At 28.9% G+C, this 26,046-nt stretch carries 22 protein-coding genes and 2 pseudogenes; 4 read left to right on the top strand and 20 right to left on the bottom strand.

The annotated features are described in order from the left end of the window. From Q0649_RS12975 to Q0649_RS12950, 6 genes and pseudogenes are all read right to left on the bottom strand, one after another. Positions 1-289 (bottom strand): annotated as a pseudogene (locus Q0649_RS12975) (toprim domain-containing protein); the annotation flags it as partial. A 214-nt stretch (positions 290-503) separates the two neighbouring features. Next, positions 504-3,356, bottom strand: coding sequence for an AAA family ATPase (locus Q0649_RS12970; RefSeq protein ID WP_298842601.1), 2,853 nt, complete (start codon positions 3,354-3,356; stop codon positions 504-506). A gap of 12 nt (positions 3,357-3,368) precedes the next feature. Further along, on the bottom strand, positions 3,369-4,745 hold the full coding sequence (locus Q0649_RS12965) for a DNA repair exonuclease (RefSeq protein ID WP_298842600.1): 1,377 nt from the start codon (positions 4,743-4,745) through the stop codon (positions 3,369-3,371). Positions 4,746-5,475: 730 nt separating this feature from the next. Continuing rightward, complete coding sequence (locus Q0649_RS12960; RefSeq protein WP_298842597.1) at positions 5,476-6,087, bottom strand: GerMN domain-containing protein; 612 nt, start codon at positions 6,085-6,087, stop codon at positions 5,476-5,478. Positions 6,088-6,198: 111 nt separating this feature from the next. Beyond that, positions 6,199-6,957, bottom strand: coding sequence for a hypothetical protein (locus Q0649_RS12955; RefSeq protein ID WP_298842595.1), 759 nt, complete (start codon positions 6,955-6,957; stop codon positions 6,199-6,201). A gap of 16 nt (positions 6,958-6,973) precedes the next feature. Next, the gene (locus tag Q0649_RS12950) at positions 6,974-9,331 is read right to left on the bottom strand and encodes a VIT and VWA domain-containing protein (RefSeq protein ID WP_298842592.1); all 2,358 of its coding nucleotides are present in this window, start codon (positions 9,329-9,331) and stop codon (positions 6,974-6,976) included. 214 nt (positions 9,332-9,545) lie between these two features. Here Q0649_RS12950 and Q0649_RS12945 point away from each other — a divergent pair, with 214 nt between their 5' ends. After that, positions 9,546-10,775, top strand: coding sequence for a 6-phosphofructokinase (locus Q0649_RS12945; protein WP_298842589.1), 1,230 nt, complete (start codon positions 9,546-9,548; stop codon positions 10,773-10,775). 97 nt (positions 10,776-10,872) lie between these two features. Here the strand turns inward: Q0649_RS12945 and Q0649_RS12940 are convergent, their stop codons facing one another. The 5 genes from Q0649_RS12940 to Q0649_RS12920 form a co-directional block, all read right to left on the bottom strand. Further along, positions 10,873-11,505, bottom strand: a complete 633-nt coding sequence (locus Q0649_RS12940; protein WP_298842586.1) for a hypothetical protein — start codon at positions 11,503-11,505, stop codon at positions 10,873-10,875. A 136-nt stretch (positions 11,506-11,641) separates the two neighbouring features. Beyond that, positions 11,642-12,424, bottom strand: a complete 783-nt coding sequence (locus Q0649_RS12935; protein ID WP_298842584.1) for an A24 family peptidase — start codon at positions 12,422-12,424, stop codon at positions 11,642-11,644. Between the two features lie 183 nt (positions 12,425-12,607). Continuing rightward, a complete protein-coding gene (locus Q0649_RS12930; protein ID WP_298842581.1) occupies positions 12,608-13,057 on the bottom strand; it encodes a prepilin-type N-terminal cleavage/methylation domain-containing protein in 450 nt (149 codons plus the stop codon). 274 nt (positions 13,058-13,331) lie between these two features. Further along, positions 13,332-15,032 (bottom strand): adenine deaminase, encoded by a 1,701-nt coding sequence (gene ade / locus Q0649_RS12925; protein ID WP_298842579.1) that lies wholly within the window; start codon positions 15,030-15,032, stop codon positions 13,332-13,334. Between the two features lie 139 nt (positions 15,033-15,171). Further along, entirely contained in the window at positions 15,172-15,870 is a 699-nt protein-coding gene (locus Q0649_RS12920) for a ribonuclease H-like domain-containing protein (protein ID WP_298842576.1), read from the bottom strand. 216 nt (positions 15,871-16,086) lie between these two features. Here Q0649_RS12920 and Q0649_RS12915 point away from each other — a divergent pair, with 216 nt between their 5' ends. Genes Q0649_RS12915 through Q0649_RS12905 form a run of 3 tightly spaced genes read left to right on the top strand, consistent with a single transcriptional unit; the run spans position 16,087 to position 18,304 of the window. After that, a complete protein-coding gene (locus Q0649_RS12915) occupies positions 16,087-16,311 on the top strand; it encodes a ferrous iron transport protein A (protein ID WP_298842604.1) in 225 nt (74 codons plus the stop codon). A 34-nt stretch (positions 16,312-16,345) separates the two neighbouring features. Continuing rightward, the gene (feoB, locus tag Q0649_RS12910) at positions 16,346-18,109 is read left to right on the top strand and encodes a ferrous iron transport protein B (RefSeq protein ID WP_298842573.1); all 1,764 of its coding nucleotides are present in this window, start codon (positions 16,346-16,348) and stop codon (positions 18,107-18,109) included. Between the two features lie 27 nt (positions 18,110-18,136). After that, positions 18,137-18,304: a FeoB-associated Cys-rich membrane protein gene (locus tag Q0649_RS12905; RefSeq protein ID WP_298842570.1), complete on the top strand. Its 168-nt coding sequence runs from the start codon at positions 18,137-18,139 to the stop codon at positions 18,302-18,304. A gap of 41 nt (positions 18,305-18,345) precedes the next feature. Here the strand turns inward: Q0649_RS12905 and Q0649_RS12900 are convergent, their stop codons facing one another. The 9 genes and pseudogenes from Q0649_RS12900 to Q0649_RS12865 all read right to left on the bottom strand — a co-directional run. Beyond that, a complete protein-coding gene (locus Q0649_RS12900; RefSeq protein WP_298842567.1) occupies positions 18,346-19,050 on the bottom strand; it encodes a ribonuclease H-like domain-containing protein in 705 nt (234 codons plus the stop codon). Between the two features lie 172 nt (positions 19,051-19,222). Continuing rightward, positions 19,223-20,932: an arginine--tRNA ligase gene (gene argS, locus Q0649_RS12895; protein WP_298842563.1), complete on the bottom strand. Its 1,710-nt coding sequence runs from the start codon at positions 20,930-20,932 to the stop codon at positions 19,223-19,225. A gap of 561 nt (positions 20,933-21,493) precedes the next feature. Continuing rightward, positions 21,494-23,359: a thioredoxin domain-containing protein gene (locus Q0649_RS12890; protein WP_367179383.1), complete on the bottom strand. Its 1,866-nt coding sequence runs from the start codon at positions 23,357-23,359 to the stop codon at positions 21,494-21,496. A gap of 37 nt (positions 23,360-23,396) precedes the next feature. After that, positions 23,397-23,567, bottom strand: coding sequence for a DUF255 domain-containing protein (locus tag Q0649_RS23075; protein WP_367179382.1), 171 nt, complete (start codon positions 23,565-23,567; stop codon positions 23,397-23,399). Positions 23,568-23,685: 118 nt separating this feature from the next. Then, entirely contained in the window at positions 23,686-23,820 is a 135-nt protein-coding gene (locus Q0649_RS12885; RefSeq protein ID WP_298842560.1) for a hypothetical protein, read from the bottom strand. Positions 23,821-23,841: 21 nt separating this feature from the next. Continuing rightward, positions 23,842-24,030 carry a hypothetical protein gene (locus tag Q0649_RS12880; RefSeq protein ID WP_298842555.1) on the bottom strand — a complete coding sequence of 63 codons (189 nt, stop codon included), beginning with the start codon at positions 24,028-24,030 and terminating at the stop codon, positions 23,842-23,844. A gap of 21 nt (positions 24,031-24,051) precedes the next feature. Further along, positions 24,052-24,459, bottom strand: coding sequence for a hypothetical protein (locus tag Q0649_RS12875; RefSeq protein ID WP_298842552.1), 408 nt, complete (start codon positions 24,457-24,459; stop codon positions 24,052-24,054). Between the two features lie 230 nt (positions 24,460-24,689). Beyond that, positions 24,690-24,836 (bottom strand): annotated as a pseudogene (locus Q0649_RS12870) (DUF4209 domain-containing protein); the annotation flags it as partial. Positions 24,837-25,809: 973 nt separating this feature from the next. Continuing rightward, positions 25,810-26,046 (bottom strand): YkvA family protein (locus Q0649_RS12865; protein WP_298842549.1); only part of this gene is annotated, 237 nt, incomplete at its 5' end.

Here is a 26,046-nt window from a genome sequence, read left to right as displayed (position 1 = left end):
CTTCGCGAACTAATTGACTTTTAACTATATTAAATTGTTTTTTAACTCCGTCTATTACTTCATATTTATATTTTTTAGGTAAAAATGGCAAAGTATTTAATGACCACTTTTTAAGCTTAATATCATATTTTTCAGGATAACTCATAGTAACAAGATGCCCAACGCACCAAGTTACTACAGCTTTGTCAGACTCTATAAATCCATCTGATTTTCTACCATTTATTTTTAGGGCTTTGGCAAATTCCGCAGCAACACTTGGTTTCTCTGTAATAAATAACGCCTTACTAATAACTACCACTTCACTTTCCATTTAATTGCAATAATGACCCTTTTATAAATATCTTAAATAATTGCTTTAAGCAATCTATTATACCATTTCTATAGATCTATTTCAAAGAAAATTTAGTAGTCTCAGATAGTAATTTCACATTTTTATAAAATTTTTCCTAATGTTTTTATGATTTTATACGAAGTATAAAACTCTTTAGTGGCACCCTTTTTACTTACAATTCTTTAAGATATTCTTTTAAATTAACACCTGAACTTTTTGAAAATTTCCCCTTATCTAATTTAAAATATAAAGCAGTAGATGCCCTTTCCATTATTAGTTCTACTAAAGTTGCATGACAAGTAAGAATGAAAATTTGATTTGTTTTTGATAATTCTACTAATGCTTTAACTGTATTTTTTGTATGTGCTACATCGAAGTTAACAAAAGAATCATCAAAAATCACTGGCAAACTTGGCCTAATCTCCTTTATTCTACTTATACGAACTGCTAAGAATAATTGTTCTTTTGTACCACGACTTAACTCTTTCGAACTCTCTTTTACACTCTCATCACATAACTTTGTTTTAAAATCTCCCTGCATTAAATCATCACGCGGCATAATATCTTTATATTCACCAGATGTTATTTCACTTAGGATGCTACTAGCCCCTTTTAACAATTTATCCTTAGTATTTTCTAAAAATCTTTCTCTGATTTTCTCTAGAAATAGTGCTGCCGTATTATATACAGCATACTTTTCTGCAAGTGGTCTTAACTTTCCTCTTGCCTCTATAATATCTTTCTCATACTGTAATACCATCTCATCTGAGTTTAAAGCCATGAGCTTATCTTTTAATGTTCGCTTGTCATTTTTTAAAATATCGAGCTGCTTTATTAATTCTTTATTTTCAACATTTGAACTCTTATAATCAGAATTAAGTTCCTCAATACTAACATACTGAGTGTATAACTGTTGAAAGATATTCAACAAATCTTCACTTTCATTCTCAGTTTGTACAAACCCACTGTTTTCATTATATAATATATCTTTTATACGCTGACTATTTACCGACTGCAATAATTTTTCCTTTATAATTTCAAATTCATTCTGCTGCTTTTTATATCTCATATACTCTTCTCCACGGTTAATATACTTTTCTATGTCTAAAATTAGATTTTCTGTACCCTTTTTACAAAGAAAATCTAATATTTCTTTTTCTAGAATATTAAGTTTTGAATAACTCATATCAGTTTTTTCTAGTAACATTATATACTTATATAAAGTTTGTATTTTCAGTAATAAATCACTACAAACATTTTCAACATTAGCTAAACTTATTTTTTGAGCACTTACTAGGTGTAAACTTTTATTGTTAAAGTTTTTAAATTTATTGATAACATTATCAATATTCTTTAATATCTCACAGATATCATCGAATTGATTCATTAACTTTTTCTTTAACAAATAATACTCGAATATTTCATCCTTTAAATATGATACTGTTTTAAAATAATCTTTTATACCATCAGCTGACACTTGTCCATCCAGTTTTAGAATATCCCTATACTCATCCATTATGTTATTTAATTCTTTTAGCATGACATCTAATTTTTTTGTTTCATGGAAATTGATTTTATCATTAACTATTATACTATCCACTTGAGCTTTAATCTCTACATTTCTAGCAATGAGTGATTTTCTATTAGAATAATTTATAAACAAATATATTGCTGTACCTACTGCTCCAAGTATTATTATTGAACATCCCAGCATTTTATCTGTAAAAAACAGCACAACCCCTATAATTATAAAGAACATGGTGACATAGAAATATTTTTTCATATAAGTTATAGAATACTCAGGTATTATTTCTTTTTGTAAAATTTCTTCTTTTATTTTTAAGTCTTCTATATTTTTATCCAGAGTTATTTTATCACCTTTTATTTTTTTATACTTCTCAATATTTTGAGTTAAAATATGCTGTTGCACATCGTCACAACTAACTTCTGTTATATCATCAAAACTAGTCCAATTACTGTTAGATTTTTTTATTTTATTCATTAGAGTATCGGCCTTATCATAATATTCATTCTTAAGGCATTGAAGATTCTTACTTTTCTCCTTAATACCTGATACCCCAGTATAATAACTGATAATCATTGTTTTATTTTCAAGCAAAATTGCTTTAATAAGTTCATCCTTCGATGTTTCCCTTTGAAATTCATAATTATCGGTATTATACTTCTCCAATTCTTTAGTATACTGAATTTTTAAGTTCTTTGCTTTCTCTATGTTATAATTTTTCACGCAATTGTCACTAAAAGAATAAGTTTGAAGTTCTAAACTTATATTGTTCTTTTTTTTATTAAGCTCATAATTATGTTTTAAAAGTTCCAACTTTATTATATTATTATCACCCCTTCGAAGTTGTTTTTCCTTTAAAACTATTTTCTCCTCAAGGAGTGACAAGTTATTTTTCTTTGTCATATATTCAGATAACAAAAGTGAAGATTTCTTTCTTCCCTCCACTCCTTTTTTAATATTTTCCTCAAATGGTTTAAACATTTTAGTAGTCGGATTTCCTCTAGTACCACCAATAACATTAGCGTTTTGTCTTAGTTCTTTAACCACTCCAGGTATTTTCACAATATGCTTAAATCCCGCCCCTAGAAGCATTGCCTGTAAATTACTATCTTCCTTTTCTGAGCTTTTATTAAGCTCATCAAGACTTATTGTAAACAGCTCTTTGTAAGTTGCTTTATCTATATCATACAAGCCTTTATTAGAAGCTTTGATTTGTTCATTTTTATAGACTATTTCAGGATTACTAAACCCTTTTAATAATACATTTACTTCTTCTCCATCATCTAAACTTAAATCACATCTTACATCATATTGGAATTTAGGTGGTGGTAGCGTACTACCTTTCGAAAACCCAAAAGGTATATTTCTAAGTATTTGCATCAAACTAGTTTTACCAGACCTATTTGCTCCGCCAACAACTATAATTCCATCCCCTAGTTTTTCTATCTTTTCACCTTGAAATACTCCAAAATCTCTAATATCTAGCTGCGTTATTTTCAAATTTTCACCACCCTACGTTATTTCTAAAATCTCTGTTAATTTCTCAATAAGCAATTCTCTAGCTTGCGCTATAATATCTGAAATTGTATCTTCATCAAAATCAAATTTATCGTCCTCTCTATTTTCAGTAAAAATTTGTTTTTTCCAAATCGATCCCAAATTTTTTACAAGTTCCTCTTTAAGCTCAGAATTCGAAGTATATAATCCAATTACTTCTTCTAAATCATTAAAAATAGGATTTTGTAATTTAAGTTCTTCAAAATTTTTAAGCATCAATGTCCTAAATATTATTGAATCTACCCATACAAAATAATTTTGCGAACTTATTTCTTTGTTTATATTTTCTAAAAGTTGTTTATAATCATCCTCTGTCATATGAGTTATTATATTATGCATATCTGTTCTTCCTCTTATGACCAAACGAATAATATATCCTTTGAAATCAGCTAATAAATTTTCATTTGAAGATTTTATCCCAATCGGAATTTCAGGAAGTTCATATGATAAATTACTTACAACATCATTAATTGATAGGATCAAATCACTATAATTTTGTATTTTTTTATCATCACCTATTATTATCTCTACCATCTTATACTCAACTGTTGCTATAGGTAAAAATTCCATACGTACAACTTCTTTTTTACTTACCTCCACGTAATAAACACCACAGGCTCCTTGCTCTCCCATATCACGGCCTTGTGGAATTCCTGAAAAAGCTATAATAGGTTTAATATCATTTACAATGCTTTGTTTATGAATATGTCCAAGTGCCCAATAATCTATATTTGGAACACTTTTAAGATCCTTCAAAGTACAAGGAATATAATTTTTATTTTCTCCATCTAAAGCAGTGTGTAACATTGCGATATTAAAAACATCATTATCTAATAAATAATTTTCATAAATTCTTTCTTTTTCAGATCGATGTTTATATGATCTTCCTATGATTTTTGCAATAACTTTATTATGTTTATATACCTCAAAAATTTCTTCTTTTTCAGAACTTATTATGTGCAAGTTGAGTGGCAACGAAAATAATTCCTCGGCGCCATTCATAACATCGTGATTTCCATAAATTACATATACATTTATATTTTTTTCGCCTAATCGTGCACATTGATCTATAAATATCTTGTTTCCTCTTACCGACCTTAAATGGCTGTCATAAACATCTCCACAAATCAATATAAAATCAACTTTTAATGATATTGCTCGAAGGCAAATTCTTTCCCATCCATCATATACAGCATCTTTACATAATTCTTGTAAATCTTCTTGTGTTTTTCCATTTACATTAAGAATAGATCCTAAATGCAAATCTGAAGCATGAATAAATCGAAATGTTTCACTCATTATTTTTCCACCACCTATTATATATTTTACCATAAAATCCAAACATATATATAAATACAATGTTACAAATGCTATTCAAAAATTAGTCTTTTGAATAGCATTATTTTGTAAAACTTACTAGTATAATAAATAAAAAAAAGCATACAATAGTGTTAGTAGATGATATAAAATGGTTGAGTCTAGAGTGCTTGTAGGCTGAAATAGCTTTAAATCATTCGGCCAAAGGAGTATACGAGATCTGCTAAGGTTTTTTATATGCCAGAGGGAAGATTATTATGGGTTCTTAACAGCTGTATATATGCCCAACTGTATATATATGGTTCTCCCGGATGTGTAATATTCGAGCTAAGATGATATGGGTCTCCGCAGGTTTTATTAAGACACATGAAAATAAATTAGCATTGTTTTTTTGTTATTTATGTGAATGTGATTTTTATACGACTAGGGGTTTTTCTTGGTCGAGAGATTATTTTTAGCTCCCAAGGGGTTTCATATTGTCGAGCGAAGATGTATATATGTGCTGTAATGCTTATATGCTATCGAAAGATAAAATATAGGTGTGTAAGTATGTGTATGGGTTGTAGTGAAAATCGTTTTACGTTGTCAAAAAATCCCTAGGGTAAAAGGCAAGTTTTTAGGTACATAAAAACAAATAACAAAATAAATAGGCTAGCATATTTATTTGTTATTTGTTTAGCTGTACCTTGTATAAAACTTGCCTTTAACATTATATTAAAACTATAGAATTATTACCTACTTTATATCATTTCATCATTTCTTTATTTTCACTCATAGGTTCACTAACATCGTATTGACCACCGATAGTACTAACCTTTTCACCAGCAAGAAGGAATTGAACCTTTTTAATCCCTAATTCCTTATCTAAAACTAATGTATTCACTATTGAAAATAATGCCATTTGCTCTCCTGCTGAACCTTGCACCGTTAGCTTCGCTTTTAAATCAACATAAGCTATGTTTTCTTTTATTTGTACGTCTGACACTTGTAGATTCGTAGGCAATGTTGCATATGCTTTTGCTGTGCTACCACTTTTAGTAGCTGGTCCTTTTACTAATTCCTCGACAATTAACTTAGCCGTAGGTGAAACTATTGTTCTTTTCTCTCCCACAAAATACATTGCTTGATCATCACTAAAATATAATACGACTTCTCTACTTTTTATATTCTCATTTTTAACTATAGGTGTAACTTTAGGTACCACTGTTGTCACTACTGGAGTCTCAACTTTAGTTACGACTTTTGGTTCTTGTTTTACTTGACCTTTTGTACTCGTAGTTTTTCCCTCATTTTTCCCAAAAGCCGCTAATGTAAATACTAATACACTACATAATATTACTGATAGAAACTTTTTCATTTGTGCCACCTACCTTAAAGTATTATAATAATTTAATTAAAGATAATTCAAAATTTAGTATCAATTATTACTAAATTATATCATATATAATAAAATAGTATATATATCTTTCTAATAGTTAAGTTTGCCAAATTGTACATACCATTTAGTATATACATTACCCATCTCATCCCTATAAGAACCTTTATTATCCTTTACCATTACTGTTGCTCTTTTGTTTATTCTATATATAAAACCATTATATTTATTACCATCATCCAAAAAACTTACCTTTTGTCCTATTATTAATCCATATTTTTCTGATATTATTTCCTTTTGACTCGGCAATTGGTGAACCACATCAGTATGCGCAAACATATTATAAACCATACTTTTAAACCTAATCTTTTTGCAACTAGATTCTTTATAAATATGTAGTTCCATCAAATGACATAATTCATGCTCAAATACTATTTGAAATGCCTCTAATGAATCTTTTGTTTTTATTCCAGATACAATTTTATCTCTTTCAACTTTATAATATTGATAAAAAAATTTTATTCCCATTCTAATTTCGTATGATTCTTCTGATTCTTCTAATAATTTTATTTTTCTACTATATATAGTTTTCCCTGCAGCTGATGTCATCCTAGTAGATAATGAAAAAGTTAAAGTTCCTTTAAAATTGGTTCTAAAATAGCTGTTAAAAAATTCTTCATCATATAAATGAAATAAAATTTTTAGATCGTCAATTGCCATACATTGTATATTACCTGTTTTAACATTTTTAGATTTACTAATAAATAGGTTTCTTATATTATTTCTTTTTCTAATTATATCTGAGTTATAATATTTTATTTTTTTTATACCTTCAGTTGTCATTACTCTCATTCCTTATGAAATAGCGTTAAATGTTTTTTAAAATTGTAGTGTTAATTATAAAATCAAATGTATCCTTATATTGATTATTCCCTTCAGTTAGACTGTTGTGTTCTAGCTTTATACCTTTAATGAATTCCTTTTGGATCTCATCTTCACTAAGATTTTGATCTTTAAATTTTTCTTCAATTTCTTGAATTTTGTTTTCAATATTATTTTTGTGGAAAGATGAAACTACATCTTTTTTTATTGATAATCTATAAACTAATAATAAACTTACATAATCTTGTTTGTTTAAATTTAGTTCATTAATTAAATTAATATCTTGTAATGTTTTATTTAAAAACATTAATGATTTATTTAATTGATTCTTATATATTTTAATGTCTCCTTTTCCTATCATAAATGCCAATATTGTCTTGATTGTATATTTTATATTATTTTCTAAGGTATCATTAGCATTTATACCAAAAGCCCCATTAGCAAATTGACTAGATGCTAAAAGCCTGAGTAATTCTTTCTTATTATAGTTTTTATAATTTTCATTATCTTCTTCTTTCTTTGAGACATCCTTATAATAAAATGATGTTGATTCAGATTCCTGAGCTAATTCTCCATAAAAATTTTCCAACCTTTTTGTTGTTTTAACAGGTAAAATTTCTCTTATTCTTATACCAACTATTGGATCTTCCATTTCCTCGTAAAGAATAAATGCTGTTTCTTTACATATTATACCAACATTTTTAGAGATTTCAACAATCTTATTATTCATTGCTTCTTGAAGTTCTCCTCGTTCATATTTAACTCTATGTTGAAGTGATTCTATTCTTTTTTTATACCACATTTTTTCAATTAAATTAACATTTTCTTCAAGTTCTAAGTCGTTAAGGAAAATTACTCTTTGAATTCTATTTTTCCCAACTTTTCCTTTTAATATTACAACTCCGCCCACATCTCCGTTAATTTTAGCAAAAATAGAAAACGGCTCCTTATCATACATATATTCAATAGTTCTTGGAAATGTTGTTTCAACCTTCATTTTACCCCAATCTATTTCAACATCTGTAATTATAGGATTTTTAATTCTATTAAATTGTTTAAGGACTATATCCTCAATTCGCTCATCAGGATTTATAACTTCTGCAGCTCCATAGCTAATACGAGCTAATTTATTAATAAAATAACTATTTACAGAAGTATTTATTCCAAAAGGAAATATTCTACTTTCTTTAATATTATCTTCTACAAAATCTAATATTTCTTTTTCATCATAAACTACATCGTCTGTAAATAAAAATATAATATTTTCCTCTTTATCATCCTTATCAAGAAGAGCATATTTTATTGCATCAAAAATAGCTGCATCATTTTCAGCTTTAAGTTCTTTAATCCATTTACTAGCATTACTTAAATTTTCTTCGTTAAAGTCAACTTTTATCTCTTTTGAAAAATAATGAAGTTTATCTCCAAACGCAACAATATTAAATGTATCTCCTACTACTAAATTTCTTAAACATAGCTGAAGTCCATTTTTACCCTCTATTAACTTTCCTCCTCCCTTAGACTCTGATATATCTAGAAGAAAAATATAATTTTCTCCAGAGGATATTTGATCTATTTCAATTTCCGGAATGAATCTTAAATATAAAATTCCTTTATCCTCTCTTGGATAATCATATATCATTCCTGTAGTTTCTAACTTTTCTTGCTCTTCGAGTATTATTTCTAAATCTTCATCCATTTTTTGATTTTTTTCAGCGAGCGTCACTTTATATAAATTATTTTCTTCGTATTCAATTTTTAATTTATGAGAAGAGCACTTAAATTCTAATTTTGTTAATGATTCAACTAATAAACTTAAAGTGAACTTGTAATTATCATCTTTATTAATGATTTCATCTTCACCAGATGGTGATTTACTCTCCTTAGAAAGATTTATTGGGGTTACAATTGTTGGAATAATTAATTTTAAATTTCTATTTTCATAACTAAGTTCCTCTATATATGATACTTTTATTTGTACAATCTCGTTATGAATTATTTTACCAATAACTATTCTTATTATATTATCTCTAAATTCTTCCATCACAAAAAAATTATTATCATTATTTTTAAAATTCTCATATATTTTATTTGCTTCTTCTTTATCTTGTATTAGACCTTTTATAGTCCGACCACCGATTACTGCCTCAAAGCCCGATATAACAGCTCCGTCTGGAACAGGGAACGTATAAATTGCTTCAACATCATTGTTTCCTTTGTTCTCATATATATGTTCAATAGTATATTCCGCAAATTCTCCACACAAATTTCCTTTTATATTAACTTCTTTTAAAATTATGTTATTCTGATGTACCTCTTTATGGTTTATATTATTGATTGGCATTATATCCCTCCTGATTTTATATAACAAAACTTAGCAGAAATTTTAAAATATTATAGATATATTTTATCATTAATATTATAATTAGTCTTTGAATTTAAGCAATATTTTTATTTTGAAATGATATTCTTGTTATTTGTTTTTATCTACCTTATAATAATTAATAGATAAGTTAATTATTATTATAATTAAATACTTTTTAAAGGAGATTTATCATATGAAGAATTGTATAGTAGCGCAATCAGGAGGACCAACGTCTGTAATTAATGCTAGTGCTATGGGTGTACTCGAATCAAACATTAGCTCTAATTATTATGATAACGTTTATGCCGGAATAAACGGAATTCAAGGTATTCTAAACAAACATATTGTAAACCTATCTGACATTAATTACGATGAAGTTAAAGGATTAAAGTATACCCCTTCTTCAGGTCTTGGTTCATGTAGATATAAGTTAAAATCATTTGAAGAAAGCAATGAGGAATATATAAAAATTTTTGAAATTTTAGAAGAATATGAAATAAAAACATTCTTTTATATTGGCGGAAATGATTCTCAAGATACTGTGCATAAATTTAGTATTTATGCAAACGCTCACAATAAAGATGTAAAATTTATTGGCATACCAAAAACTATAGATAATGATCTGCCAATTATGGATCATACACCAGGTTTTGGAAGTGCAGCTAAATTAATCGCGACATCAGTTCTTGAAAACTTCTTAGACGCCAGTGTATACTCCCCTAAAGGGGTCTTCATACTTGAAACTATGGGACGCGATACAGGTTGGCTTGCAGCAAGTGCATGTATTGCAACTATTAACGGCAATCCAGTTGCTGACTTCATATATTTACCAGAAGTCGCTTTTAGTCCAGATAAATTTATAGAAGATGTAAGTAAAAAACTTACTCAAAAAAATCATGTTTTTGTAGTAGTATCTGAAGGCATTAGAACTAAAGAAGGTAAATTTATAGGCGAGGCAGAAGGCACTAGTCATGATAAGTTTGGACATACCCAGTTAGGTGGCGTATGTGGCTTCCTGAAAAATTTAATTTTAAATACCAATACAGCGCAGAAAGTTAGAGTTTTAGAACTTTCCACACTTCAACGTTGTTCTATGCATTGTGCTTCCCAAACAGATATAGATGAGGCTTTTGAGGTAGGCAAAGCTGCAGCGCAGTACTCTATTAACGGAATTAGCGGCAATATGATAGGTATAAAAAGGGTCTCAAATTCGCCATATACATCAGAAACCTTTGCGCTTGAAACTTCAAAAGTCGCAAATAAAATTAAATATTTTCCTAAGGAATGGATAAATGCAGAAGGTAACAATGTTACTCGTGACGCTTATGAATACACACTTCCATTAATTATGGGTCAACCAAAAGTAACAATAGAGAATGGTCTTCCTAAATACACATTTTTAGACGAATCATTTAAATTATAAAATAAAAATAGGACTAAATTAATAATTTTTTTATAATTTTTTAGCAAATAATAAAACTCTATGAAATATTTTCATAGAGTTTTATTATTTGTTAAAATTATGGATTCTCATTACCATATTTGAAATAAATTAATGAATTTAAAAATCTTTGGTATTTACTAATTTCAGAACTAACTTCACGTCCAGGGAAAAATACCATGGAAATAACTTCCCATAAAAATACCCATCCACCTATGTTAAACCCTTGTTGTATAGTTCCAAGTATTATGTTTTTATCACCACTTGAACCTAAAAAAACAGATACACATAGTAGACCAAAAGCTATGAGTACATACTTAAATATCTTATGATAATTATTCTTTAATATTTTAATTTCTTGATGTAAATAAAAGGAATAGTAGGTTTTAATTCCTGCAATTAATGATTCTTCTCTGATTATGTCTTTTTCACCTTTTGGTAAATAAAAACATATATCCACTCCATATTTTTCTGGAATTTCCTCAAAACAATTCTCAAGAAAAATTACCAAATCTGGATCCATATCTCTTTTTCTAAATGGGGCATTGTCCCAGTCATTGAATATATCAGTATACTTATCTATACCTACCTGTATAACGTAATTTCCTGTAGTAGGATTTCGCTCATAAATCTTTTGAAGATAATCCCTTCTCTTTGGCTTAACATATCTTTTCTTAAACTTAGTTTTCAACCTGTGTAATATATTTTGCATGTTATCAACCCTTCATAAACTTTCTGTTAAGTCTTATTATACAACTTTTAATTAAATTAGCCAATATGTACATTCAGTATATTCTAACAATTTCTTTTTCTATACGAGTATCCTTAGCTCCAATTAAAGTTTTATATTAATATTTATAGAATGTACCTAAGTACCAATTTAAAATTTTGTCTCCCCAAATTATCATAAACAAAGTGGCCATTATAATAGATGGACCAAATGCCATTTCAGATCTTCCATTTTTCTTTTTAACCTTCAATAAATAAACACCAATTACTCCTCCAATTATAAAAGAAAAAAATATCATCACAAGCGTTAACTTAAATCCTAAAAACAATCCACAAAGACCACAAATTTCTACATCTCCCCAACCCATACCCTCTGTTCCTAAAATAAGCTTTGACATTAAAATGATAAAAGTTATGATTCCTGCACCTAATAAACCACCATACATGTAGTCAATTACTGGATATCCCAAATAAAAATTCACTCCCAGCGAAATAATTCCAATTGCTATTGCAATCCAGGTCGTAATGCTATAAACCTCCATAGTATCATAATCTATCATAGCAATAACTATTAAAAAAGGGATAAGTATTAAATACTTTACAAGATAAATACTATATCCATATTGAAAATAAGTTAATATGAAAAGTATAGCTGTCGTAAGTTCTACCGTTGCATACCTTATAGATATCTTCTCCCCGCATTTTCTGCATTTTCCTCTTAAAAAGATCCAACTAATTACCGGTATAAGATCATAAGGTTTTATTTTACTTCCACATGATGTGCAGTGAGAAGGTGGATATGATATACTTTCTCCTCTTGGTATCCTATATATACATACATTCAAAAAACTTCCTATTAATAGCCCTAATATAAAAATATATATTCCAATGATATTTTCCATTTATACCCTCCTAACTAAGCTTGATATTTAAATAAACAAATAAATACTATTAATATATACTAATTAAATGTCCAAAGTCAAAATAACTTTGGACATATGTATAAGTTTATTTAATTTGCGTATGTACAACGATTATAAAAAATTTGAATATACACATAAGGTTCTAAATACTTTTAATTATTATTAATCAACTTTAGTTGCTTCAGTCAGTGCCTTTTCTGTAGGATACAATTGATTGTTCCCAACATTTACAGATACATCACCAGTTGCACTTATTACAACCGAAAAATTAGCATTTGGTGTAGCTTTAGGAGTTGGTACCTTCTGAAGATACTCTGTTATTGTTTTACTTACTCCAGTTCCACCCTCTGTAATAACTGCTGGTGTAACATCAGTGCCTGGTATTATCAATCCTTTAGAAATTTGTGCATAGGTTGCATCAGTAATAACCTTTGCACTAGCAACATCGGCCTTGACCTTCGCATCCTTTAATATACCACTAAACTTAGGTACTGCAATTACAGCTAAAATACCAATAATTGAAATTACAATTATAAGTTCAATTAGTGTAAACCCTCTTTTTTTAATATTTTTACTACTGCTTTTAGAATTACTTTTTAAAATACTCAACATAATAATACTCCTCCTTAGATCGTTTTATCTAATTATTGCCAAGAAGGAGCGCTTTTTATTCACTTTACAAAAATGATTATTTAAAATATAAATATTATTAAAAAGGACTAATCCGATTACAAACTCGCCCTTAATTTTCCATTCATTATGTAAAATAGTATATATCACTTTTTAAGTAATTTCAATTTAATTATTATACATTATTATTTTAAATAATAAAAAATAGTCCTTTCCCTAAGGATTAGACCATCTACCTTTAACAATATTTTTTGAATTATTCAACATCAAGATTTATAAAATCAAATTTGTTATAATCAAACAATCCTCTAGCTGTAATTTTACCTGCAGGTATTACAGGAAGTGCCATGAAAGATAAACTTATAAACGGATCATATTCGGTCCTCACCCCAAAAGCTCTAGCAATTCTACTAAGCCTTTTTAAATTCTCTGATACCATATATGGGGCTTCAAATGTCATTATTCCTCCAAGTGGCAAATTTAACTCAGCAATGACTTTTCCTTCTGAAACCATTACTATACCCCCACCAATAGAAATAAGTGTATTAACTGCAACCTCCATATCCTTATCATTATCCCCAACTACTATTACATTGTGGGAGTCATGAGCTATGGTTTGTGCTATTGAACAATTTTTTAAACCTAAGCCTTCTAGAAATCCAACAAAATGCTTACCTGTATTATGATGCCGTTCAAATACTGCTATTTTTAATATATCTTTGTCAATTATTTTCTTTATATACCCAGACTCCTTTTCTGTTTTTCTCTGTACTATTTTTGTTTCTAATGAATGTGGTATTAATTTTATAACATTTACAGTAGGAGTTTTGCTTTCAACTTTAAAAACTTCACTCTTTATAAACTCCATATGCATAGAAGATTTTATATTTAATTTCGAACATTTTTCATCCGGTGATTCCTTATATTCTTTTCCATTTTTTATAACCTTTATTATATTCAAACCCTTTAGTTCTTCAAATATCACAAGGTCTGCTTTATACCCAGGAGCTATAGCTCCTCTGTCATATAAACCATAACACCTAGCTGCATTATATGATGCTATTATAAACGCCTTTACAGGATTAAGTCCCTGTTTTGTGGAAAGTCTTATACAGTTATCTATAGAACCTCTTTCCAACAAATCATCTATGTGCCTATCGTCGCTGCAATATAAAAATCTTCCATAATTATTATTTTTAACTGCCGGAAGTACAGCCTTCAAATTTTTCGCAGCTGACCCTTCTCTTAGCATAACATACATTCCTCTACTAACTTTTAATAATGCATCTTTCGCATTATTACACTCATGATCTGTTTTTATGCCACAGCAAAGACATGCATTTAACTCACTAGCTGATATATTAGGACAATGACCATCAATGTGTTTTTTCTTTGCCATATCTATTTTTTTTAGTATATTATCATCCTTATTTACAACTGATGGAATATCCATTACTTCTCCCAGTCCAAGAACACAATTATTATCAATTAGCTCTTCTAAATCTTCAGCATTAAGTACATACCCACTATCCTCAAATTTTGTGGCCGGAACTGAAGATGGTAACATAAAAAATATATCTATCGGTGCTTTTTTGCTGCTTTCGATCATTGCTTTAACGCCATTTATTCCTTCAATATTAGCAATTTCATGAGGATCTGCTATTATCGTAGTTATACCTTTTTTAATTACCACTTCCCCAAACTGTTTTGGCATAATCATAGATGACTCTATATGGACATGTGCATCAATGAAACCCGGTGCTACATATAAATCTGAACAATCTATTTCAACGCTTCCTGAATACTCACCAATGCCTATAATAGTATCATCAACTATTGCAATATCCCCTCTATCTACATTTTCAGTAAACACATTAATAAACCTTGCATTTTTAAGCACCAAATCTGCCTTTATTCTTCTCATCGCAACATCGATGTTTTTCTTACCTTGCTCCATCTGCTTTCCTCCCTCTATACTTTGCTAATCCCTTTATATAAATTATTATGAAAGTGGTTACAGTATTCCTAATTAATACTCTAACCATAAAATTTCTTGTTTTATACTTGTTATTTAAATACGAAAATAAAAAACACAGCTATTGCTGTGCTTCATCGCAGTTAGATTGAATTTCATCTTCCCTTACTTTTAACCCTACTCTATTATACCAATCTACATATATATAGAATAAACTTACAACATCCTGTTGATTATATAATAGTATTTTCTCTTTCTTTTCAGGGGGCATTCTATTAATATAATCATTATCTTTAACTATCTTACTAAAGGTTTTTGCTAGATTAGAACCACTTATTACTTCACTTTCCCTATCAATCTCAAATATCTTTTCTAGAGCTTTAAGACCAATACAAGTTCCCTCTGCCTTTTCAAAACATTTCTGTAGATCTATTTCCCCAAAATAACCTTCTAATACAAAATTTATTTTATAAGCTTTTAATAAATAGTTTATAACTGTAAAATCATTGTTTCCCGAAAACGTAACAATGTATTTTTTATTGTACTTAGTCTTCATTTCTTCAAAATAATTTTTAGCTAACGATAATATTTCTATGGCATCTTTTTTATTTTCTGCCATGTACTGAGTAACCTTTAACTCATTTGTTATTTCATCATAAAAGCAACATCCAAATACTCCAATACATATAGGTTTTTTATAAATATAATGCTCTAAATCAAAAAACAATGCGTCTTTAAAGAGTTGTTTATTTCCGTCTATGGTAAGGGAGCCCTCTACTGAAATATCTCCTACCTTTATACTGTTCAGTTTTGTAATCACAATATCACTCTTTTCTACTAAGTTTTATAAGAAGCAAAACCGTAAATTTTCACATGCCTAATTTAAAACTTTGCTCTACTTATATGTTATCACATTTTAACTATTATATAAAAGCATTTTGAACATTTAATAAATTTATTATTGTTCTTTATTGACACTAATATATAACCATGTTAATATATTATTGAGAATAGTTTTCATTAAGGAGTGATTGTTATAAGCATTTATGATCTAAAGCCAGGAGATAAAGCACTAATTCAATCTGTTTGCGGGGACGTTAAATTTGCTAAAAGATTACTCGCATTAGGCTTCATTGAAGGTACCGAAGTTAAATTAATTGCTACTGCACCTTTAGGAGATCCTATAATTATTAATTTACGTGGTTTTAATATAGCCATTAGAAAGAATGACGCTAAAAATATATCTATACTAAAATCGTAAATATTATATCCAAGATATCTAAAGGAGGATTTGAATGATTACTGCCGCTTTATTAGGTAATCCTAATGTTGGTAAAACAACTCTATTTAATGCACTTACAGGTTCTAACCAATATGTAGGGAATTGGGCTGGAGTAACAGTAGAAAAAAAAGAAGGCTTCGTAGAAAATAAGATTAAAATCGTTGATTTGCCTGGCATTTACGCCATGGATACTTACTCAAATGAAGAAAAAGTATCTAAGAAATTTTTACAAAGCGGTAACGTTGATGTAATTATAAATATTGTCGATGCATCAAGTCTTGATAGAAATTTATACCTTACAACTCAATTAAAAAAGTTTAATAAACCAATAATATTAGTATTAAACATGATTGATGTAGCACTTGCTAAAGGTTTAGATATTAATTATGACAAGCTCGCACAAAAACTAGGTGTAAAAATAATACCGATAGTAGCTTCAAAGGGAAAAGGAATATTAGATGTTAAAGATTGTCTTCTTAAAAGAGATTATGTTAGTAAACCCACAAATAATCTAACCTTCAAAGATGAAAAAGAAACTTATTCGTACATTGAAGTTTTACTAAAATCTTGCACTAATAAAAAGATTGATAATAAAGTTTCTATTACACAAAAAATAGATAAAATCGTGCTTAATAGAATTCTCGCTTATCCTTTATTTTTCATAAGTTTATTTATAATTTTTATGTTTACCTTTAACTGGGTTGGACAACCATTAGCCGATTTGCTCGATAGCTTGCTTAATGATATTATTGTACCATTTTTAACTAATGTATTATCGAATAACAGTGCTTGGTTTTCTTCACTACTAATTGGTGGCATTATAGGCGGAGTAGGTTCAGTAATAGTGTTTTTGCCAGTTATCTTAGCATTATTCTTAGGTATTTCATTTTTGGAAGACAGTGGATACATGGCAAGGGCTGCATTTATAATGGATAAATTAATGAGACGAATGGGTTTATCAGGTAAAGCTTTTATCCCCTTAATTGTTGGTTTTGGTTGTTCTGTGCCTGCCATAATGTCTGCTAGAACACTTGAGAGTGAGAAAGATAGAAAATTAACTGCACTTTTAGTACCTCTTATGTCTTGTAATGCTAGGCTTCCAGTTTATGCATTGTTTGCATCAGTGTTTTTTCCAGGCAGTAAAACCCTCATGGTATTTTCATTGTACTTAATGGGAATTTGTATAGCCTTTGGGATTGGAATTTTATTTAAAAATACATTGTTCAAGAAAGATGAAGAACCTTTTATTATAGAATTACCTGAATATCAATTACCAGATCTAAAAAGCTTATTATTACATACTTGGGAAAAAGGTAAAGGTTTCTTAAAGAAAGCTGGTACCATAATATTTTCTGTTTCTATACTAGTATGGTTTTTATCAAACTTTAATACTACAGGTATGGTTAATATAAACTCTAGTTTTTTAGCTAGTATTGGTAAATTTATAAATCCAATATTTATTCCTCTTGGATTTGCCTCATGGCAAAATTCAGTATCACTTTTAACTGGTCTTATGGCTAAAGAGGTAGTTGTAGGAACCATGGGTGTTATATATGGTGGTAATTTAACCCATGCCTTGGCTAATCATTTTACGCAACTATCCGCTTATAGTTTCTTAGTTTTCGTATTATTATACACTCCTTGTGTATCAGTAATTGCAACTATGAAAAAAGAATACGGAAATAAAATGGCAATTTTTTCTGTATTCTACCAATTAACATTGGCTTGGGTAGTTTCTTTCATAATATTTAATGTTGGAAGCATAATAATGAGGTAATATAAAATATAAAGAGGTGATGTAGCCATGGAATTCATTATTGTTGGTGTTATCGTTGTCGCAGCTGTATATATCTTATATAACAATATAAAGAAACAATCACATGGTGATTGTGGCTGTGGAAATGGCTGTAAAGGCTGTACTCATAGTTGTGAGGTAAAAACATCAAATAAAAAAGATAACAAAACCAAATAACAAAAAGTGGTATAGTACATTTATGTACTATACCACTTTTTTTATAACCTGCCACTTACTGTTTTTAGTGGCTGATTTGTATTTCTATTATTCTTCATAAGAGACATTTGTTTTTTAGCTAATTTTTCTTTTCTCTTAAGATCCAAATCAATGTCAATAGTGTTAATTACTTTGAAAATTTCAGGTAAATTTACAACATCTTCATAATTATGAAGCATAAGAATCTCTTTCAGCCTTTCATCATGTTTTAATAGGTATTCATTATACAATTCAACCCACTTTGCTCCGTTAATTTCATCTTTTCTCTTAATACCAATAAACTGTTCCACACTTTTTAAACTACAGCTTTGAATTCCCATTCTTTTGTGAAATGGTCTTATAAACTTATACAAATCCATGTGTTCCCTAGGTAATCTAAAGCTGAAATTGTATCTGTACATCTTCCTAATTATGAAAGGTTCATCAAATGCTGTGCCATTATAGGAACACCACCTTTTGAACTTACTCATAGCTTTAGTAAATTCTTTTAAAATAATCTCTTCCTCGCTTGGCGCCTCCGCGAAATATTGAACAATTTTAAATTCACCCTCGCTTAAGTAATACCCTAAAGATATTAGTACTATTTTATCATATTCTAGATCAAAACCAGTAGCTTCAATATCCAAATATGCAATAGTATCCATTTTGTATTTTTTGAAAATTTCCTTAGGTAAAATAACCTTAATTTGATATTCTTTTATGAACATAGTTCCCCCTAATCTATAAAAAAAAGAAAAGCATACATTATAACAAATGTGTTTTTATTTGCTACGTAATCCTAAACAAGTTTTACATTTTTCTATAATCTAATAATACAGTAAAACCAGCGTTATTGCAAATGCAGCAATAACGCAAATTTTAGTTACTAATGTCTAAATTCTACATTCTATCTACGACTTCTATACCTATAAGGCTTAATGCATTCTTAATTACGATGCATGTTGCCTCTACCATTTTAATTTTCGTTTTTTTATCAGATTCGTCTTTCAAATTTGATATATTATATTGATTGTAAAATTTATTAAAGGCCTTAGCTACATCAATTACATATCTTGTAACCATAGATGGTTCTAGTTTATCAATAGCAAACAGTATTGATTTTTGGAAACCCTCTAGCTGCTTTACAAGTTCAAATTCCTCTTTAGAATTTAATTTATTGTAATCAAGTTCTACATCAGAATTAGTCTTTTTGCTAGTCTCTTCAACTTTCCTCAATATACTTTTTGCTCTTGCATAAGTGTATTGAACATAAGGACCTGTTTCTCCCTCAAAGCTAAGCATTTCTTCCCAATTGAAAATAATATCTCTTTCTCTATGGTTTTTTAAATAAGTAAATACAATAGCACCTATTCCTACTTTTTTAGCTACATCCTCTTTGTTTTCAAGTTCAGGATTCTTTTCATTTATTACTTCAAGAGTTTTAGCCACTGCTTGGTTTAATAAATCATCTAAGAAAATAACATCACCTTTTCTTGTAGATAATTTTTTATCTGCAAATCTTACTGTACCAAAAGGTACATGTACACAATCATCTGCCCACTTATTTCCCATAAGTTTTAAAGTAGTAAATACTTGTTTAAAATGAAGAGCTTGATCTTTTCCAACTACATAGATATTCTTATAAAAATCATAAGTCTTCTTTCTGTATGTTGCTGCAGCTAAATCACGAGTTGCATAAATTGTAGCTCCATCCGATTTTTTAATTATACATGGTGGTATATTGTAATCATCAAGCATTACGACCTTAGCACCATTACTCTCAACTAATAGTCCCTTTTCGTCTATATCCTTAATAATAGCATCCATCTTATCACAATAGAAACTTTCCCCAGCATAAGAATCAAATTTAACATTTAATATTGCATAAAGTTTTTTAAACTCTACTAAACTTAAATCACGAAATTTAGTCCAAAGTTTAACTTCTTCTTCTGATCCATCTTCTAATTTCTTAAAGTACATTTTTGCCTGTTCATTAAGAGTTGGATCAAGCTCAGCTTCTTCATGAAATTTAACATAAATTCTTAATAATTCTTTAATAGGCTCTTTAGCTAAAGCATCCTCATTTACCCAGTTTTTATAAGCATAAATAAGCTTACCAAATTGCGTACCCCAATCTCCAAGATGATTAATTCCAGTACAATTATAACCTTCAAAAGATAGTATTTTATATAATGAATTACCAATAACTGTAGTGAACAAATGTCCTACATGAAATGGTTTTGCAATATTCGGTGATGAATATTCTACTACAATATTCTTACCTTCACCCATTTTAGATGATCCATAATTATCTCCCTCATCTAATATTTTTTCTACTGTATTTTTAATAAATACACCCTTATCCAAGAAAAAATTTAAATAAGGACCGAAACACTCTATTTTCTCAAAACCATCTTTTTCTATTTTTTCTTTTAAGTCCTTAGCTATCATATTTGGTGATTTTCTCATAGCTTTTGATAATTGAAAACAAGGAAAAGCAAACTCTCCCATTTCAGGTTTTGGTGGTATTTCAATTAAATTTTCTATTGTTTCTATGTCTAAATCCACCAACTGTTTAATCCTTTGTGCAACTATTTTTTTATAATCCATAAAAATTCCCCTCCTGTTTTGCTCTGAGTAGATGACAGTTATTAACTGTCATCTACTCCTATAATGTTTTAACTTCATAATAATTACTATCACTAACTTGCAACCTCATGTATATTGTAATATAACAAAAAACCCATCTCTAAATAAAGAGACGGGTTATATTTCCGCGGTACCACTCTAGTTGACTATAAAGTCCACTCAATATTTTAACGCTAGTTAGCGGCATGCCCTATAAGAGTCAAAAGTTGATACTTCTAACTAGTTCAGGCAGCTTCTCCAAGGTTCTTTTCCTAAAATTAATGTATCATCAATTTTGTTAAATATCTATTTAACTTCTTATACCTTATAAGGCTTACACTATGTCCTTACTCGCTTTAAGATTAATAAGAAAGTACTGTCCTCATCACAGAATTTAATAATTATAGATTTACTCTATATTACACTGTATTATATACCCACTAGCACATATTTGTCAATTTCTTTGTTTCTTAATACTATTATAAATAGGTATAACTAAATTAATTAATTAATTAATTAATTGTTTTGTCTTACTAAATATATTTATTTCTTAATAGCTTGTGAAAACTTTTCCAAATCAGTGATAGGTTCTTTGCAAGTATAATTTTCACAAATATAAGCAGTCGTTTTTCCAATCAATTGTTTATGCTCATTTAGCTCAGAATTAATTGAAATCAGCCTTTTGTCACCATTGTTTAATACTACTGTAGCAAATGGCATATATACGCTATTAATCTCTTTAATCATATCTTTAGTGCCACTTGCCTTAGTTTCCCCAGAAATTATAATATCTTTTCCTGGTGTTTTGCTATATAGTAATGCGGTCATAAAATAAGCATGAGCACTTTCTATAGTCTTAACCTTTAATGCAAAGGCATTAAATTGTAAAGCAGCCTCGTCCTCTAATTTACTATTAGCTGTTAATCTAGCTAGTCTTAACATGTTTAAAGTAGCTACTGAATTTCCGGAAGGCATTGCACCATCATATATATCTTTAGGCCTTGAAATTAGTTCTTCCCCATCAACTCCATATAGAAATAATCCACCCTGATTTTCATCCTTAAACAGTTTAATCATATTTTCATTGAGATCAATCGCCTCCGTTAAATATACTACATTAAAAGTAGCCTCATATAGTTCAATTAAAGCATGAACCGTAAAAGCATAATCATCTAGATAACCTAAATGGGCAATATCACCCTCTCTATATCTAGCCATTAACCTTCCTTTATCACTAATCATCTTAATTAATATGAAATTCATAGCCTTTTCTGCTGCATTTATATAGCTTGTATTTTGAAAAACTCTTCCTCCATAGGCAAGAGCTGCAATCATAAGTCCATTCCATGATGTTAATATTTTATCATCCTTATAAGGATGAATTCTCTTTTCTCTATATTCAAACAGTTTTTCCCTCATTTTTTCTAATTTTATATTTAATTTTTCATCTATATTAGTACTGTTTTGCTTTCCAATAAGGTTTGGAATATTTTTCTCCTCGAAATTACCTTCCGGCCTAATATCATATTGTTCACAATAGATTTTACAGCTCTCTTCACCTAAAACCAACTCTACTTCTTCAAGCGTTAACAAATAATATTTGCCCTCTATACCTTCACTATCTGCATCTTCAGCGCAGTAAAAAGTTCCCTCTGGAGAGGTCATATCCCTTAAGATATATGTGAATATTTTATCTGCAACTTCTTTGTAGAACTTTTTACCTGTGGCTTCAAAAGCTTCGATATATACCTGAGCTAAAATTGCATTATCATATAACATTTTTTCAAAGTGAGGCACCAACCATTTCTGATCTGTGGAATACCTAGAGAATCCAAACCCAATATGGTCAAAGATTCCACCCGCGTACATTGCTATTAATGTTGTTTCCACTATTTCTAATGCCTTAGGTTCATTATAATTTTTCCAATATCTTAATAAAAATTGCAAATTGTGTGGAGCCGGGAATTTTGGCGACCTTCCAAATCCACCATATTGCTTATCAAAAACGCTTTCAAAATTACTATATGCATTATGTATTTCATCTTCACCTATTTCTCCTTGTTTAACAAAACCATTACTATTTTTCATATGCTCCACTATTTTTTTACTAGATTCTATAATATTCTCTTTATTTTCATTCCACTGCTCTGCAATAGAAATTAGCACATCTTTTATACCAATCATTCCACGCATGCTTTCCCTTGGAAAATAAGTACCTGCATAAAATGGTTTCTTATCTGAAGTCATAAAAATAGTTAAAGGCCACCCACCACTACCTATAAGTGCTTGACATACAGACATATAAATACTATCTACATCAGGGCGTTCTTCTCTATCCACCTTTATTGCTATAAAATATCTATTTAGTATCGATGCTACTTTATTATTTTCAAAGGATTCTTTTTCCATAACATGACACCAATGGCAAGTCGCTAAGTATACCTAATCACGAATACCCAATAGAAAGAAATATTGGTTTATCTTGAGCTTTTGCTTCTGCAAAAGCTTCTTCACACCAGGGATTCCAATTTACTGGGTTATATGCATGTTGTAACAGGTATGGACTCTTTTCATTAACCAATCTATTAGGCTTTTCACGTATCGTCTTGATTGACATATTATCACGCTCCCTTCATTCTTTTTACTTATTATAACCCAAAAACCTATTGATAATTCATCAATAGGTTTTGCTTTTCATTAGGCTTACCGCATCAACTTTACTTTCTAGAAACTCACTAACAAAGTATTATTGAGTCTTCATTATTGCCTGCACCTATGTAATTCACTTTTAGACTACTATATACGGCCATGTTATCAGTAGTAACTTTGGTTCTAGTTTTCTGTTGTTTATGTGCCTCTAATTTCACCATCACTCCAAAAATATAAATTATCTACTTAATTTTTAATAATAATGGCAATAATGCAATTCCAACATCAACGCCTTTATCTGCAATCCATTTAATAATTTCCTTTGCATTTTCCCATTTCTTTGATTTACGCTCTGTTGATTGTATTATTTGTTCTATATCATTTATCTTGTGTAGAATCTCTTCAATTTCTAACTCAGACAAAGATGACATATTTTCTATATTTCTACGGACCTAATCAAAAGAAATACATATTATGTTATTATTTTCATTTGAATTATTATTTGTATTTTGGTTAGTGTAATCAGTATTTACAATAATACTGCTACTGCGTCTCCCAACTATAGAAATTAATGATGGATACCCCGATGCCTTAAATGTAATCGATTTTTTGTAAACTTGGCCTATATTATGGCGAAGCGAATCACCTTTAACATCATCATAGAATGCGTTATTAGAGTAATACCGAAGCATACCTTCACTAGAATTAGGAACATACGGATGATATCTTGCAGTTGATGCTAGATAAAGTTCTAATTTCGCACCTTCGAGTGTTCTCTTATTACATATATCATAAAGTGCATCCTTTGAATTTTGAATATCTTCATTAATCATGTTTTTAAATTCTTCAGTAACTTTCATTATATAATCTCCTCTATTTAACCTATCTCACTTGTACTTTTTCTTTACATTATAATCTTTTTAATTTATTTATGAGGACTATATTATTTATATTGTTCTTCTTTTAAGCTATATTCTATTGTTAATAGCTTTAAAAATAATATACTACCTTTTACCTTTAGTAACAAAAACTGAACTACTTTTATTACTAATAAGTCTATTTAATATTTATCAGAACATCTGAATATATATCATAATCTAAAAATAAACCACCAAGTATACATGATTAATATAGAATTAAATTCATCATCATCAAAAATACCATGTGCAATATTATTTCTCATATTTAATCCATATTTTGATACAAATGTTGCCTTCATATTAAATATTAATTCTTGGGTAAGTAATGACTTCTAAACTCTGCTTTACCATTTATCTTGTTACATTCAACTTAAACCTATTCCTTTACTACTAACTTCATAAAAAAGCGAAAATAAATCTCTGCACTTATCAATAAAGCACCTATATATGTTTAGTCCCTTTATTGTAAAACTCTCGCACTTGCATCTATATACTTGAAAATCTTATTTTTATAATAATTACATAATTTTCCTGTATACATTTCACTATAATTAGTTATACTTATACTTGTAATAACAAAAAGGAGATATACTATGTTTCACCTGAATTGGATTCAGGTCGTATTCTTCAGCATTTTATTTGCCATTTTAAACTGTAGTTATCTATCTGTAACGAAATTGCATGGAAAAGTAATTATAACTTATAGGTATAAAGGCAAAAAATATAAAGAATAATATGGCCCGGGGATGATATAATGTTCATCCTTCGGACTTAACAAATAAAACAATATAAAATGATGGTTTACTACAAACGATAAAAACACCTGAGAATTTCTCAGGCGTTTTTATTTTTACTCTCTCAAAGCCCAAACCTAGTGGGTTTTTAACAAGTAAATAATCTATAACTCATATATTATTTACTTGTTTAAGTGATATTTTATACTTGATTCTCTTTATATTAATTTATATATTTTTTTTACACATTATATACATTATATTACTTAGTCCCAGTATTCTAGCCATTTTCATAGTCTAACCATCTAATAGAATAAAAACAAAATAATATAAGATAAGAAATCAGAACTTTATATTGTATAGATGTTTATTTTACATCAATTTAATGCTTCTTAAATTGTAATGTTATTCTATTAATTCATATATGCACTTTAATTCCAAATTTACCTTTGTTTAAAAAATTTTAATTTGTTATCCTCATGTATTATATTTCTTGTCAGTTATGTTTATATAATATGCACAATAAAAATTAACTTCCATAGAATTTTTGTCCACTTTATATAGCCTTTAATCTTAAAAACCAATTTTTAGCTTTACCCTCTTTAAAAATATTTTTTGATTGTTCTCTACAATCACTCATAATATCTTCGGGTATTAGTCTAATTGCAAATGCTACACAAATAGGTACTAAAATAAGATCATCAAGATAACCCAATACAGGTATAAAATCCGGTATTGTATCAATAGGGCTTAAAGCATATCCGACTACTAATAAAACTACAACCTTAGCGTA

Origin of the sequence: uncultured Clostridium sp. (genome assembly GCF_937920395.1) — a bacterium.
Taxonomy (GTDB): Bacteria; Bacillota; Clostridia; order Clostridiales; family Clostridiaceae; genus Clostridium_AD.
The sequence above is the reverse complement of the archived record's forward strand: the minus strand, read 5'-3'. Positions and strand labels throughout refer to the sequence as shown.

Coding starts and splice junctions, on each gene's coding strand:
- Q0649_RS12935 (WP_298842584.1), bottom strand. CDS start 12,424: ATGGAAAATATCATTGGAATATATATTTTTATATTAGGGCTATTAATA.
- Q0649_RS12890 (WP_367179383.1), bottom strand. CDS start 23,359: ATGGAAAAAGAATCCTTTGAAAATAATAAAGTAGCATCGATACTAAAT.
- Q0649_RS23075 (WP_367179382.1), bottom strand. CDS start 23,567: ATGTCAATCAAGACGATACGTGAAAAGCCTAATAGATTGGTTAATGAA.
- Q0649_RS12905 (WP_298842570.1), top strand. CDS start 18,137: ATGGAATTCATTATTGTTGGTGTTATCGTTGTCGCAGCTGTATATATC.
- argS (WP_298842563.1), bottom strand. CDS start 20,932: ATGGATTATAAAAAAATAGTTGCACAAAGGATTAAACAGTTGGTGGAT.
- feoB (WP_298842573.1), top strand. CDS start 16,346: ATGATTACTGCCGCTTTATTAGGTAATCCTAATGTTGGTAAAACAACT.
- Q0649_RS12955 (WP_298842595.1), bottom strand. CDS start 6,957: ATGAGAGTAATGACAACTGAAGGTATAAAAAAAATAAAATATTATAAC.
- Q0649_RS12900 (WP_298842567.1), bottom strand. CDS start 19,050: ATGTTCATAAAAGAATATCAAATTAAGGTTATTTTACCTAAGGAAATT.
- Q0649_RS12965 (WP_298842600.1), bottom strand. CDS start 4,745: ATGGTAAAATATATAATAGGTGGTGGAAAAATAATGAGTGAAACATTT.
- Q0649_RS12960 (WP_298842597.1), bottom strand. CDS start 6,087: ATGAAAAAGTTTCTATCAGTAATATTATGTAGTGTATTAGTATTTACA.
- Q0649_RS12950 (WP_298842592.1), bottom strand. CDS start 9,331: ATGCCAATCAATAATATAAACCATAAAGAGGTACATCAGAATAACATA.
- Q0649_RS12885 (WP_298842560.1), bottom strand. CDS start 23,820: ATGGTGAAATTAGAGGCACATAAACAACAGAAAACTAGAACCAAAGTT.
- Q0649_RS12930 (WP_298842581.1), bottom strand. CDS start 13,057: ATGTTGAGTATTTTAAAAAGTAATTCTAAAAGCAGTAGTAAAAATATT.
- Q0649_RS12945 (WP_298842589.1), top strand. CDS start 9,546: ATGAAGAATTGTATAGTAGCGCAATCAGGAGGACCAACGTCTGTAATT.
- Q0649_RS12940 (WP_298842586.1), bottom strand. CDS start 11,505: ATGCAAAATATATTACACAGGTTGAAAACTAAGTTTAAGAAAAGATAT.
- ade (WP_298842579.1), bottom strand. CDS start 15,032: ATGGAGCAAGGTAAGAAAAACATCGATGTTGCGATGAGAAGAATAAAG.
- Q0649_RS12880 (WP_298842555.1), bottom strand. CDS start 24,030: ATGTCATCTTTGTCTGAGTTAGAAATTGAAGAGATTCTACACAAGATA.
- Q0649_RS12875 (WP_298842552.1), bottom strand. CDS start 24,459: ATGAAAGTTACTGAAGAATTTAAAAACATGATTAATGAAGATATTCAA.